Source organism: Candidatus Thiodictyon syntrophicum, from assembly GCF_002813775.1.
Lineage (GTDB): Bacteria > Pseudomonadota > Gammaproteobacteria > Chromatiales > Chromatiaceae > Thiodictyon > Thiodictyon syntrophicum.
This window is the reverse complement of record NZ_CP020371.1, coordinates 267,816-280,602: the sequence shown is the minus strand read 5'-3', so window position 1 is coordinate 280,602 and position 12,787 is coordinate 267,816. Positions and strand designations below refer to the sequence as shown.

General features: G+C 67.0%; 11 protein-coding genes and 1 pseudogene. 10 read left to right on the top strand and 2 right to left on the bottom strand.

The genetic code is table 11. The features are described 5' to 3' along the window. Positions 1 to 63: 63 nt before the first annotated feature. Positions 64 to 840: an ABC transporter ATP-binding protein gene (locus THSYN_RS30595; protein WP_236849011.1), complete on the bottom strand. Its 777-nt coding sequence runs from the start codon at positions 838 to 840 to the stop codon at positions 64 to 66. Next, the gene (locus THSYN_RS37075) at positions 837 to 1,916 is read right to left on the bottom strand and encodes a transposase (RefSeq protein ID WP_157818057.1); all 1,080 of its coding nucleotides are present in this window, start codon (positions 1,914 to 1,916) and stop codon (positions 837 to 839) included. The genes THSYN_RS30595 and THSYN_RS37075 overlap by 4 nt, the downstream gene beginning before the upstream one ends. Positions 1,917 to 2,278: 362 nt before the next feature. Between THSYN_RS37075 and THSYN_RS30585 the strand changes: the two genes are divergently transcribed. The 10 genes and pseudogenes from THSYN_RS30585 (at position 2,279) to THSYN_RS30540 (ending at position 12,770) form a co-directional block, all read left to right on the top strand. Then, on the top strand, positions 2,279 to 3,307 hold the full coding sequence (locus THSYN_RS30585) for a zinc-dependent alcohol dehydrogenase (RefSeq protein ID WP_236849010.1): 1,029 nt from the start codon (positions 2,279 to 2,281) through the stop codon (positions 3,305 to 3,307). A gap of 12 nt (positions 3,308 to 3,319) precedes the next feature. Further along, positions 3,320 to 3,724: a 6-pyruvoyl trahydropterin synthase family protein gene (locus THSYN_RS30580; RefSeq protein ID WP_100922853.1), complete on the top strand. Its 405-nt coding sequence runs from the start codon at positions 3,320 to 3,322 to the stop codon at positions 3,722 to 3,724. A gap of 89 nt (positions 3,725 to 3,813) precedes the next feature. Then, a complete protein-coding gene (locus tag THSYN_RS30575; RefSeq protein WP_100922852.1) occupies positions 3,814 to 4,806 on the top strand; it encodes a glycosyltransferase family 4 protein in 993 nt (330 codons plus the stop codon). Next, positions 4,799 to 5,725: a class I SAM-dependent methyltransferase gene (locus THSYN_RS30570; protein ID WP_100922851.1), complete on the top strand. Its 927-nt coding sequence runs from the start codon at positions 4,799 to 4,801 to the stop codon at positions 5,723 to 5,725. The genes THSYN_RS30575 and THSYN_RS30570 overlap by 8 nt, the downstream gene beginning before the upstream one ends. A gap of 121 nt (positions 5,726 to 5,846) precedes the next feature. Beyond that, on the top strand, positions 5,847 to 6,404 hold the full coding sequence (locus THSYN_RS30565) for a cytochrome b (RefSeq protein WP_100922850.1): 558 nt from the start codon (positions 5,847 to 5,849) through the stop codon (positions 6,402 to 6,404). 82 nt (positions 6,405 to 6,486) lie between these two features. Beyond that, entirely contained in the window at positions 6,487 to 7,461 is a 975-nt protein-coding gene (locus tag THSYN_RS30560; protein ID WP_100922849.1) for a RibD family protein, read from the top strand. Continuing rightward, positions 7,458 to 8,195 carry a CDP-alcohol phosphatidyltransferase family protein gene (locus THSYN_RS30555; protein ID WP_100922848.1) on the top strand — a complete coding sequence of 246 codons (738 nt, stop codon included), beginning with the start codon at positions 7,458 to 7,460 and terminating at the stop codon, positions 8,193 to 8,195. The genes THSYN_RS30560 and THSYN_RS30555 overlap by 4 nt, the downstream gene beginning before the upstream one ends. A 1,730-nt stretch (positions 8,196 to 9,925) precedes the next feature. After that, positions 9,926 to 10,441, top strand: a pseudogene (locus THSYN_RS30550) (NAD(P)H-binding protein); the annotation flags it as partial. Positions 10,442 to 10,810: 369 nt separating this feature from the next. Next, positions 10,811 to 11,260 carry a single-stranded DNA-binding protein gene (locus tag THSYN_RS30545; protein ID WP_100922847.1) on the top strand — a complete coding sequence of 150 codons (450 nt, stop codon included), beginning with the start codon at positions 10,811 to 10,813 and terminating at the stop codon, positions 11,258 to 11,260. Between the two features lie 112 nt (positions 11,261 to 11,372). Beyond that, positions 11,373 to 12,770 (top strand): IS701 family transposase, encoded by a 1,398-nt coding sequence (locus tag THSYN_RS30540; RefSeq protein WP_157817576.1) that lies wholly within the window; start codon positions 11,373 to 11,375, stop codon positions 12,768 to 12,770. Positions 12,771 to 12,787 lie beyond the last annotated feature (17 nt).

The window sequence follows — 12,787 nt, the reverse complement described above, 5'->3', positions numbered from 1 at the left end:
GCTCGATGCGATCGGCGCGGACGACCGTACTGCATCAGCGTCGATTTGCCTGACCCGGGTTAGTCAGCCGGCGACAGAGTGATGCTTCAGGGCTGTCCCCAGATAGGCCTGCTTGACTCGCGGATCGCCCAGGAGCTGCTGGCCGCTGCCGGCGAGGGTGATGCGACCAGTTTCGAGTACATGCGCGTGGGAGGCGATACGTAGCGCCATGTTGGCGTTTTGCTCCACCAACAGGACCGTCGTGCCCTCCCGGTTGATTTCCTGGATGATGGCGAAGATCTCCTGCACCAATATCGGCGACATGCCCATGGATGGCTCGTCCAGCAACAGCAGACTCGCCCGGCTCATCAGCGCCCGCCCCACCGCCAGCATCTGCTGTTCGCCGCCGGACAGGGTGCCCGCGGCCTGTCCAAGGCGCTCCCGCAGGCGCGGGAAGCGGACCAGGACCCGCTCGAAATCCTCCTCGATTCGCTCCCGGTCGCGGCGCTGCCAAGTCGCCAGGCGCAGGTTTTCGCGCACCGTCAGGTTGCCGAAGATGCCCCGTCCCTCGGGCACCTGGGCGATACCCAGGCCGACGATCCGATGGGCCGGCACCCCATGCAGGTCGTGGCCCGCGAAGGTGACGCTGCCACTGTAGGGCGTCAGTCCGGAGATGGCATGCAGAATCGAGGTCTTGCCGGCGCCATTGGCACCGATCAGGGTGACGATCTGCCCCCGGGGCACGCTGAAGGAGACGCCGTGCAGGGCCTGAATCCCGTCATAGTGCACGCGCAGCCCGCTGACCTCCAACAGGGAGACCGTGGTATCCGGCAGCGGCATTGCCTGGCTGGCGCTGGTCATCCAAAAAAGCGAACCTCGCTACGCTTGACACGGGCCGCCCAACCATTGAGTAGATGCTTCGCCTGGGCTCGGGTAATATGTTTATCGAAGATCGCTGTCAGTTGGTTACGAAATAGATGAGCTTGCTTCAATCGCGGCGAATACTCAAACAGTTTTTCCAGGATCGCTTTTTCCTCGTCTGTCAAATCTGCTTCTTTCTTACGTAACGCCCACATTGCACCTTTTAATTTCTTGTAATCGACTGCCGAAAGTGTTCGCTGAAGACGTCTCAATTCTTTCTTGCGTAGATTCTCGAGTCCTTCACGATAGAGCTTAGCGACATGAAAGCGGTCCGCAACGATCCGAATTTTTTTCCCGAACACTTCCTTAGCGGCATTGATGAAACCATCATACATATCGGAACAGACGTACCGCACAGATATTCGTAACCGCTTGGGAATACTTGAGAAGAATTCCTTTACGGTCTGTTTGCTACGATCCTTCAGCACCCCAAGCACTTGGATCTCATCGTTACTGCGACCCGTAACTATGGCCACAAAATCCTGATGTCCTTTCTTTATCGCAATCTCGGCTATCCATTGCTCGAACCACTCGGTCAATGCACGGGGCTCGCCCAGGTCGGCGAGTTGGCGATCAATGGCAGCGTGGTTGCCCCACACCACGTTTGCCAAGGCGCCGCCGGCGACGCGGGCTTCGAGGCCATGGCAATAGAGCCCCAGGTGACGTTGCACATAGAAGCCGTAGGTGCGGCAGGCCACCGGACGCTGGGCATAGACCAGACAGGCGTTGGACGTCCGGTCCAGGAGCGGGCAGACAACCGGTCGTGACCGCTGGCCAACCAAGGCCGCCAGGTTCCGGCGGATCTCCCGCAACGGTTGCGGCGCGAGCGCGGCGAGGCCCGCGCGCAGCAGGTCCCATTCCGCGGCCGTGAGTTGGGGTACGTCGGCGAGCGTCCGGCAACAATTACCGCAGCCTTTGCCGCACGGCCAGTCGGGATGCTCCCCCCGGATGTCTCGCACACGCGCGTCGATCTCGTCATGGAGTCGGGCTAAAGGGGGCTGTGGTTGCACGGTCATCCTGGATAACGCTCAGGGCAATCGCATCACATTACTCTAATATTCGGAGAATCTGATGCATCTGTTTTGGGGGTCGATGTGAGTTGTCATGGGCCTTGCAACCTCAGGTTGGGTGGAGGAGGGCGTAACGGCGCCGCGCGCCCCTGGCGGGTCACTCCATCCGAGCCATGGGCAGACATGCTGGTGCGGCCGGGGCAATGATGAGGGTCGCCGGGAGTATCCTGGCGCATCGGTCCCTGTCCCAGGTCAGGGGCTCGCCGCAGAGGGGCCTGGTATTTGCCCCCCGCGGGACCGACTTGCGGACCGGGCCTGCGGATCCGCGCAGGGTTCGATCGGCCCCATCGCTGATTTCGATTTTCATTATGACCGATCGACGACAGACAGGACCCACATGCTCACCCGCTGGGCTGACGCCGCCCCCGGGACAGGCCAGCGCCTTCTGGGTGACCGAGCCCGGCCGGGGCGAGCTGCGCCGGGAACCCTTGCCGGACCCCGCCCCCGGGGATGCCCTGGTGCGCACCCGCTACAGCGGCATCAGCCGCGGGACCGAGTCCCTGGTATTTCGCGGTGAGGTACCGCCGAGTGAGTACCAGACCATGCGCGCGCCGTTCCAGGTTGGCGACTTCCCCGGGCCGGTCAAGTACGGTTACTGCAGCGTCGGCGTGGTGGAGGAAGGCCCCGCGCACCTGCTGGGGCGGACGGTCTTCTGCCTGCATCCGCACCAGACCCGCTACCGGGTCCCGGCGGCGGCGCTCCACCTCCTACCGGAACAGGTACCGACGGGGCGCGCGGTGCTCGCCGCGAACCTGGAGACCGCGGTCAACGGGCTCTGGGACGCCAGCCCCCGTCTCGGGGAGCGGATCGCCGTCATCGGTGCCGGCACCCTCGGCTGCCTGGTCGCCTGGCTGGCGGGACGCATCCCCGGCTGCCAGGTCGAGCTGATCGACCTGAACCCCCGGCGTGCCCCCATCGCCGCCGCCCTCGGGGTCGGGTTTGCGGGGCCGCCGGAGGCGACCCCCGACGCGGACCTGGTCATCCACACCAGCGGTGCCCCGGCGGGTCTGGCGCAGGGCCTGCGGATCGCGGGATTCGAGGCGACCGTGCTGGAGTTGAGTTGGTACGGAACGCGCGAGGTCCCACTCCCCCTGGGCCAGGGTTTCCACCGGCGCCGGCTGACCATCCGCTCGTCCCAGGTCGGCAGCGTCGCCACCGCCCAGCGGGCGCGTTGGGACCATCGCCGGCGCATGGCGTTGGCCCTGTCGCTGCTGGCGGACCCGGTCCTCGATCGGCTGATCACCGGCGAGGACGCTTTCGACGACCTGCCGGCGGTCCAGGCGCGCCTGGCCCGCGACCCCGGCGACACCCTGATGCACCGCATTCGCTACTCATAGAGGACGACGCCCATGTACAGCCTGTGCGTACGCGATCACGTCATGATCGCCCATAGCCTCCGCGGTGAGGTCTTCGGCCCGGCCCAGCGGCTCCACGGCGCCACCTATGTGGTGGACCTGGAACTGCGCCGACCGGAACTGGACCACGACAACCTGGTGGTCGATATCGGCCTCGCCAGCCAAGCCCTGCGCGCGGTCCTGGCGACCTTCGACTACCGCAACCTGGACGAGCACCCGGATCTTCGGGGCCAGAACACCACCACCGAATTCATGGCACGGCAGATCTTCGAGGGCCTGGTCGCGCGCATCCGCGCCGGTGAGCTGGGCGATGCCGCCCGGGGCCTCGGCTCCCTGCGGGTGGTCCTGCGCGAGTCGCACCTCGCCTGGGCGGCCTACGAGGCGGAGCTGCCGGTCTGAACCCGCCCACTGCCGCGCGCCGGCGCCTGTGGTTCCTGATCCCCGGGGACCTCGACACCCCCACCGGGGGCTATGGCTACGACCGGCGCATGATAGCCGGCCTGGCCGGGCTGGGCTGGCGGGTAGAGCATCGTGTCTTGGACGCGAGCTTTCCGGTGCCGACCCAGGCGGCCCTGAGACAGACCGAAGCGGTCCTTGCGTCCATCCCCGATGCGGCCCTCGCCGTCGTGGACGGGCTCGCCTTCGGCGCACTCCCCGAGCTGGCGCAGGCGCAGGGCGAGCGTCTCCGGCTCGTGGCCCTGGTCCACCACCCCCTGGCCGAAGAAACCGGGGTCCCGCCCGAACGGGCCGCGGCGCTGCGCCAAGCCGAGACCCGCGCCCTGGCCCAGGCGCGGCTGGTGTTGGTCACCAGCGGCTTCACTGCGCGGTTGCTCGCGGCGTACGGGGTGTCGGCAGGGCGCATCCGGGTGGTGGAGCCCGGGACGGACCCGGCACCGGCGGCCCTGGGCTCGCCGGATGGTCAGCCGCGCCTCCTGAGCGTCGGTGCCCTGGTCCCGCGCAAGGGCCATGATGTCCTGCTGCGGGCGCTGGCGGAGGTTGCCGACCTCCCCTGGGGACTCGACTGCGTCGGCGCCACCGACCGGGACCCCGCATGGTCCGGCACCCTGCCGCGGTTGCGCGACGACCTGGGGTTGCGCGCGCGGGTGCGCTTCCGCGGAGTCCTCGCGCGGCGGGAGCTCAATCGGCACTATGCGCAGGCCGACCTCTTCGTGCTGGCCAGCCGGTTCGAAGGGTACGGGATGGTCTTTGCGGAGGCCCTCGCCCGGGGTGTGCCGATTCTGGCTGCCCGGTCCGGCGCGGTGCCCGAGACCGTCCCTCCGGGGGCCGGCGTCCTGGTCCGGCCGGACGACCCCGCGGCCCTCGCCGCGGCGCTGCGGGGGCTGCTGACGGATGCGGGCCTGCGCCGCCGGCTCGCCGCCGGGTCCCGCGCCGCCGGTCTGCGGCTCCCGACCTGGCCGCAGGCCGCCGCCGCCTTCGCTGCCGCCTTCGCTGCCGCCTGCGAGGAGGTCCGGCGTGGGTGACTTCAGCGCGGACTGGCTGGCCCTGCGCGAGGCGGCCGATACCCGCGCCCGCTGCGCGCACCTGGTGCAGCGCCTTGCCGGTTGGCTGTCGCAGCGCGCGCAACAGGCCGACAATCCGACGGCACCCCTGACCGTGCTGGACCTGGGCTGCGGCGCCGGGGCCAATCTGCGCTATCTGGCCCCACGGCTTTCGCCCTGCCTGAACGTGCCACAGCGCTGGATCTGTCTGGACCGGGACCGGGAGCTGCTCGCCGCCCTGCCGCGCCGGACTGCCGAGTGGGCGGGCGGCCTGGGTCTGCCGACTGCTGCGCAGGCCGACGGGCTGCGCATCCAGGGGCCAGCGCCTCCCTGGGAGATTCACACCCGGACGCTCGATCTGGCGCGCGGTGCCGCGGCCCTCGACCTCGACCGCGGGACCCTGGTAACCGCCTCGGCGCTGTTGGATCTCGTCTCCGAGCCCTGGCTCGCGGGTCTGATCGGGCGCTGTCATGCCGCCCGTGCGCCCCTGCTGCTGGCCTTGACCTACGACGGTCGGGTGGTCATCGAGCCTGGGCACCCCCTCGACCCGCGCGTCATCGGCCTCGTCAACACCCACCAACGTCGCGACAAGGGGTTTGGTCCCGCCCTCGGGCCCGGCGCGACAGTACGGCTGGCGCAGTTGGCGGAGGCGATGGGGTTTTCGGTGGAGCTGGCGGATAGCGACTGGCTGCTTGACCCCCATGAAACCGGGATCCAGTCGGCCCTGACGGAGGGCTGGGCCGCCGCCGCGCTGGCACAGACCGACGCGCACCCGGGCTCGCAGCGCAAGGCGCTGAAGGCATCCATCCAACAGTGGCGAGCGGTCCGGCAGGCCGGGATCGATGGCCGGCGCTCGCGCATCCGGGTGGGTCACCAGGACGCCCTGCTGCTGCCCAAATGATTTCAAAGGCGCTGCCGGGTTCCGGCAGCCGGGAGCGGTGAAGGTTGAAAGCCGCAAACCGGTAACCAGTTCTAGCGCTGGCGTTCAGCCGAGCGCGCCGCGTGGGCCAACGAGGGGAATCATGATTGAGACCGACCGCTATCCCCTGGTGCAGCGCCTGTTGCACTGGCTGATCGTCATCCTGGTGCTGGGCGTCCTGGCGATCGGCATGACCCTGGGATTCCTCGGCTTCGACGGGGTCAAGGAGACCTTCGGCGGCGCAGCAACCAACGCCCTGTACGCTTACCACAAGACCTTCGGAGTCATGATCCTGGCCCTGATGATCCTGCGCCTCGGGCTCAGGGTCAGCCTTGGCGCGCCACCCTATCGGCCGCCGCTGGCGACGTCCGAACACGTCGCCAGCCGCGTCGTCCATGGCCTCTTCTACGTCGCCCTGGTGGCCATGCCGGTCATCGGTTGGCTTGCCACGGCGGCGGGCGGCTACCCGGTGCAATTCTTCGGTTGGACCCTGCCTGGACTCATCGGCAAGGACCAGGCGCAGAGCGAGACCCTGTTCTTTGTCCACGGCGTGGTCGGCTGGGCGATCCTCGGTCTTATCGTTTTGCACGTCGCCGGCGCGCTGCGACACTGGCTGGTCAAGCGCGACCGGGTGATGGCGCGGATGAGCCTGTTCGGTTGAGCCGGTCACTGGGCCTGGCCCGTTTCCAATGGAGTCGACCTGCAGACCGGCCCCACGGGCGGCTGATACGTCAGGACCACTAATGCAGCCAGCCCGCCTTGCCCCCTTACCCCAGCCCGCGCATCCGCGGGGTGAAACGGTCGCCTGGTCGGCCATCCTGGCCGCCTCCCGCCTGGCGCGCTCAGGTCCCCTGCCGCCCCGGACGACCGCCTTCACCGCCGCCGCGGCGGGGCTGCGGACGGTGGAGCTGGACAGCCGCGATGCGCTCTTGCGCTGGTGCCCCAGCGACGGCTGGGCCGCGGCACCGGGGTGCCCGGCCGGGATCCGGGACCTGCTGGATCTCTATCTGCCGATCCTGCCGCAGGAGACCCATCCAACCCTGACGGTTGGTCACCTGGGGCAGAGCCTGGACGGCTATATCGCCACCAGCCGGGGCGATTCCTGCTTCGTCACCGGCCCCGCGAACATCCTGCATCTGCACCGCATGCGGGCCCTGTGCGACGCGGTCCTGGTCGGGGCAGAAACCGTCGCTGCCGACGACCCGCGGCTGACCACCCGGCTGGTCCCCGGCGATAGCCCGGTGCGCGTGGTGCTTGACCCCAGCCGTCGGCTTGGCGTGGACCGGCGGGTCTTCAGCGACGGCGCTGCACCGACCCTGGTGGTCTGTGAAGACGCACTGACCGGGTCCGGCCGTCACGGCCAGGCCGATGTGATCGGGGCTCCAGTGCTGGACGGGCGCCTGGAGCTTCGCCCCCTGTTGGCACAACTGCATCGGCGCGGGCTGCGCCGGGTCTTCATCGAGGGGGGCGGGATCGCCGTCTCCGCCTTCCTGCGTGCCGGACTCCTGGATCGGTTACAGGTCACGGTGGCACCGCTGTTCATCGGCGAGGGGCGCCGCGGGGTCACCCTCCCCGCCACGAGGTCCCTGGGTGATTGTATGCGCCCCCCTTGCCGCATCTTCCGCATGGGGGAGGACATCCTGTTCGATTGCGAGCCACGGCGGATCAGGCGGGAGGGCGAGTGGGACTGCGAGGCCCCGATCACTCGGGTTCGTTGAGCGCGGGGCTCACTGGCAGCGCCGTGCGCAACGGCCTCGCCGGGCTGTTGCTGCTCATCGCGCTCGGGTCGGGTCTGGACACCGCGCTCGGCCTTGGCGACGCCTTCCTCATCAAGTCGCTCGCGGCTTTCGGGCTGGTCCTGGCCATCATGGCCGCCTTCCTGCCCCTGCACCGGCCGCAGGTGCGCTGCGGCCCGGCCAATCAGGTGACCCTGGTGCGCGCCGTCCTCACGGCCCTGCTGGCTGGCCTGGTGGGGGAGGTCGGAACTGCGGCGGTGGCCTGGACGGCCCTGCTGCTGGCCCTGGCAGCCGCGGGACTCGACGGGTTGGACGGACACCTGGCGCGGCGCTGGGGTTGGGCGAGCCCCTTCGGCGCACGCTTCGACATGGAGGTGGACGCCTTGCTGGTGGCGGTGCTGGCGATCCTCGTGTGGTCACTGGGCAAGGCCGGGCCCTGGGTGCTGGCCGCGGGGTTGCTGCGCTACCTGTTCGTGGCGGCGGGTTACCGGTGGCCCATGCTGCGGCATCCCTTGCCCCCCAGTCGGCGGCGGCAGGCGATCTGCGTTGTTCAGGTGCTGACGCTCACCCTGGCCCTGGCACCGCTCCTCCCCCCGGTTTGGAGTGCGGCGGTGGCGGCCGTCGGGTTGGCGTTGCTCTGTTACTCGTTCGCCGTCGACACCCTCCGGCTCGCCCGGCAGGCTGGCCTGGACCCGCCCACCGGAGGCACGCCATGACCCCGCGGGACACACCGCAAATGCACCAGCGCGGCCGGGACCCAGGCGGGGTGGGCGATGCGCACGAGCGTGGGGCAGCGATCGATGCCGGATCGCGGTAGCGCGCAGGCCGGTTCCCAACCGCGGCGGCCGGCCATATGGCGCTGGCTGGCCCTGGTTGCCGCGCTCGTGCTGCTCAACACCGCCTTGAGCTTCCAGAACCACTGGCCGACTCCCTGGGTGGAAGTCCGCCGCGAGTTGTCCGCGGAGATCGCCCTGTTGGTGCTGGCGCTTGCACTGGGTGCACGGGTCTGGGGCCCGCCCTCCCGGCGCCTGCTGGCCGGGCTCGCCGTGCTCCTCACCCTGCTGGCGGTCGGGCGCTACGCCGCGGTCACCGCCCCGGCCCTTTACGGCCGCCCCATCAATCTCTTCTGGGATGCCCGGCACCTGCCCGGGGTGGCGGCCATGCTGATCGAGGCGGCGCCCGTGCCCCTGGTGCTCGGCGGCGCGCTTGGTCTGGCGCTCCTGTTGGGGATCGTCTATGCGCTGTTGCGCTGGGCCCTGCGGCAGGTCGGCGCTGCGGTCGGCCAGCCCGCCCCGCGCCGGGTCCTGACGGTGCTCTGCGGTGCCGTGGCCGCCGCCTACTTGGCCGGGGTGCTGAGCCCGCGCGTGGATTGGGAGTACGCCTTCTCGCTCCCGGTGACCAAGACCTATGCCCAGCAGGCCGCCTTCGTGCTCAAGGCCCTGGGGACGGGGCCGCGCGCGCTGCCGCCGAGTCCGCCAATGCAGTCGGACCTGGCGCAGGTGCAGGGCGCCCATGTCGTGATGGTGTTTGCCGAGTCCTACGGCGCGGTGACCTACGATCAGCCGCGCCTCGCCCGGGCCCTTGCCGCCAGCCGGGCCGACCTGGCGGGCGCGGTGGCGCAGACGGGGCGCGGGGCGGTCTCGGCCTTCGTCCGCTCCCCGACCTTCGGGGGCAGTTCCTGGCTCGCCCACGCCAGCCTCCTCTCCGGTGTGGAGGTGGCCGAGGGCGCCGACTACGATCTGCTGCTGACCCAGCGGAGGGAAACGCTGGTCCACCGCTTCGCCCAAGCCGGCTACCGCACCCTGGCGGTCATGCCGGGGCTGCGCCAGGCCTGGCCCGAGGGGGCCTTCTATGGATACGCGACGATCCTGGGTGCAGCGGCCCTGGACTATCGGGGTCCGGCCCTGGGTTGGTGGCGCATCCCGGACCAGTTCGCCCTGGCCCGACTGGATGCCGACCTGACCAGCGCGGACGGCCGGCCCCGCCTTGCGGTCTTTCCCACCATCAACTCCCACATCCCCTTCAGTCCTACCCCGCCCTACCAGCCGGACTGGGGGCGCATGCTGACAGCAAATCCCTTTGAGCCCGCGCAGATCACCGCGGCCCTTGCGCAACGGCCCGACCTCACCGACCTCGGTCCGGCTTATGCGGATTCGCTCGCTTACCTGTTCAAGGTGCTGGCGGGCTGGCTGCGACTGAGGCCCGACCTGGACTTGGTGCTGCTGGTGCTGGGGGACCATCAGCCGGCGGCCGCGGTGAGCGGCGAGGGTGCAACCTGGGAGGTCCCGGTGCACCTGATCACGGGGCGCACGGCAGTGCGCGACGCCCTGGTCGCGCAGGGCTTCACCCCCGAACTCACACCGCGGCGGCCGGCGCTGGGCGGCCTGCCGGAGTTGACGGGAATGCTGTTGCGCGCCTTCGACTCAGGCCGGTCGGTCCCGGTCGCGGCTACCTTGGCACCCATCTTGTCCCCAGGCTCCTCGCGGCGGGGGTGCCGGTGCGCGTCTCCTCCCGCCAGCCCCGGGTGCTGGAGGCGCGGGGCTGGCGCGGTGCGGTGGTGGTGGCGGACGCCCTGAACCCCGAGAACCTTCCCGTCGCCTTGGAGGGCGTCGGAATCGCCGACTAGCTGGTCCACTCCATGGACGCAGGCCGCAACTCCGGCCAATTGGACCTGCGGGCCGCGGCCCGTTTCGCTGCCGCGGCGGCGAGGACCGGCGTGGAGCGGGTCTGCTACCTGGGCGGCCTGGTCCCCAAAGACGCAGATTCCGAGCACATCGTCTCCCGCCGGGAGACCGGCGAGGTGCTGCGCCGGGGGCGGGTACCGGTGACCGGGATTCGCGCCGGCATCATCGTCGGCCCAGGTTCCGCCGCCTTCGAGGTGATGCGCGACCTGGTCTATCACCTGCCGGTCATGGTCACGCCGCGCCGGGTGAGGACCAAATCGCCGCCCGCCCTGTCCAACCAACGCCGGGTCCACCGCGCCGGAGCGGGCGGCAAGGAGGGTCAGGTCAGGCCCCATGTTCCTGCAGGTCGGTGGCCGCGGGCGCGCTCGCGGGAGCGGTCCGCCGGCGATACCGGCAACGCCTGGTCAGGTCCTCACAGGCGGCGCGGCCGTCACGCGGTCCTGGAGCCCGGCACCCGGCCGCAAGGTTCCTGACGCTGCTCCACCGTCGACCCTCAACCGTGGCTGAATACCGCGCGAGGAGGTCTCGCCCGGCGCGAGCGGCGCCAGGGCCTCGTTCTCACTGTTCAGATCCCACTGCCGCGCCCCCAGTTTCAAGGGGCTGGGCACGAATCACCAAAGAGCGCCGTCAACCAAGGAGCCCACCCCATGAGCCTGATCGCCAATTTGTACGGTCGCCTGGGTGGCGATCCCGTGGCCCGCACCACCAAGAGCGGTAAGGACATGACCACGGTCCAGGTCGCCGTCGATGTCACGCCCCGGGATGCGGCGGCGCCGGAAACCCTATGGGTGGGTCTCCTCGCGTTTGGTGCCGCCGCGCAGACCTTGCAGCGGGCGCAGAAGGGACAAATGGTCGCCGCCCTGGGGCGCATGACGCGCGGCGTTTATACCCCCGTGGACGGCGAGCCGCGCGAGTCCTGGGCCATGCTGTGCGACTCGCTGGTGGTGACAACGTCCGCCAAGCCGACCGGCGGCGCACGCTCGCAGGGTCACGGCGAACCGGCGCGGGACCCGGTGCCCCCAGTTGAGTCGGAGCCGGCGCCGTTCTACGATGACGACATCCCGTTTGTGCGACATGAAAGTCGCTTTGTTGTGTGATTGTTCCAACGGAGTTCCCCTAGTTCTACTTTGTTAAATTGCAATAGGCCATTGAATTTGATATAATTTTAGCAGCGGTAAAAATATATTCGGAGCGTGTAAGAGAAGCCTGGTGAATAAAACAAACTATGGTCAACCGGACTATGCTTTGAAAAGGATAGTAAAGCATCTATCAAATCATCTTGAAGGCTATCATGAATGCTTTCTGACCAAAACTTCCGATGGTTATGAGTTATGTCGAGGTTACATCAACGGCCTTCTGAAAACAGAGTCTGGTAAGCGTAACATCGAACGCCTTAACGAAGAGATCGAGATGCCGGATAACAGCTATCAGCAGCTTCAACACTTTATCACGGATTCCCCCTGGTCTTCAGAGAGAGTCATGCGCTTAGTTGCCCAAAATACATCTGATCTGTATGCCGACCAACACGACTATCGCTCTCGTGACGTCGGTTATATTATTGACGAATCCGCACATCTAAAGAAAGGCAACTATTCGGCGGGTGTTTCCAGACAATATGCTGGGGTGGTCGGAAAAGTGGATAACTGCCAGGTTGGCGTCTACGCGAGCTTAGTTTGGCAGTGTCACAGCACGTTGGTTAACTGTCGCCTCTTTCTACCAGAGTCATGGACCAGCAATCCAGAGCGTTGTGAAAGAGCGGGCATACCTCCTGACGCGCGTGCTTTCAAGACCAAGCTGGAACTGGCGCTCGATATGGTGACAGCAGATATGGCGGCAGGCGTGGAATTTGGCTGGGTCGGTGGAGACGGCGTCTACGGACATGGATGGGAATTAAGTAATGCTATAGATAACATGGGCTTAACGTTTGTTTTCGACGTTCATTGCAATCAGCTAATTTATACCGTTGAACCAACGATTTCAGTTCCTGAGAAGAAGCCTGGGCCGGGTCGCCAACCGACGAAGCCACAAACAGATATAGATCCCATAACGGTGAAGAACTATGGCACTTCTCTAAGTTCTCATGCATGGCGAAACGTTACAGTTCGCGATGCGGTTAAGGGGCCGTTGACGCTCTCAATTCATGCGGAAAGAGTGTGGGTCTGGGATGGCAAAGGTGATCGTGCAATAGAGCGAGTCTTGGTAATAAGCCGAAATCTGGCCGACAATAAGATCAAATACTCGCTAAGCAACGTTGACTACATGGAGACACCGATTGAAAGGCTAGCATACATGCAAGCCCAACGATATTGGGTGGAGCGTGCCTTTCAGGAGGCTAAATCCGAAATCGGGATGTCTGATTATCAAGTTAGGAAATGGAATGCCTGGCACCATCATATGGCACTTGTCATGCTCTCACTCTCCTTTATCGTAAAAGAGCGTATTACGCACAAACTTGAATACCCTTTATTAAGCTGCCGGGACGTTCGGCTGATGATTATCGCGTTACTAACGCAGGATGAGGCTATGGTTGAAAAGCGTATTGCACAAATGGCGGTCAGGCATGATCAACGGCGTAGCGATATCGAGCGGCGTTACAAGATAGCCTAGCCAGGCTAGTTGAAAAG

Bases quoted from the DNA above. Each gene is read 5' to 3' on its own strand.
- THSYN_RS30595 (WP_236849011.1), bottom strand. From the start codon at position 840: ATGACCAGCGCCAGCCAGGCAATGCCGCTGCCGGATACCACGGTCTCC.
- THSYN_RS37075 (WP_157818057.1), bottom strand. From the start codon at position 1,916: ATGACCGTGCAACCACAGCCCCCTTTAGCCCGACTCCATGACGAGATC.
- THSYN_RS30585 (WP_236849010.1), top strand. From the start codon at position 2,279: ATGACCGATCGACGACAGACAGGACCCACATGCTCACCCGCTGGGCTG.
- THSYN_RS30580 (WP_100922853.1), top strand. From the start codon at position 3,320: ATGTACAGCCTGTGCGTACGCGATCACGTCATGATCGCCCATAGCCTC.
- THSYN_RS30575 (WP_100922852.1), top strand. From the start codon at position 3,814: ATGATAGCCGGCCTGGCCGGGCTGGGCTGGCGGGTAGAGCATCGTGTC.
- THSYN_RS30565 (WP_100922850.1), top strand. From the start codon at position 5,847: ATGATTGAGACCGACCGCTATCCCCTGGTGCAGCGCCTGTTGCACTGG.
- THSYN_RS30560 (WP_100922849.1), top strand. From the start codon at position 6,487: ATGCAGCCAGCCCGCCTTGCCCCCTTACCCCAGCCCGCGCATCCGCGG.
- THSYN_RS30545 (WP_100922847.1), top strand. From the start codon at position 10,811: ATGAGCCTGATCGCCAATTTGTACGGTCGCCTGGGTGGCGATCCCGTG.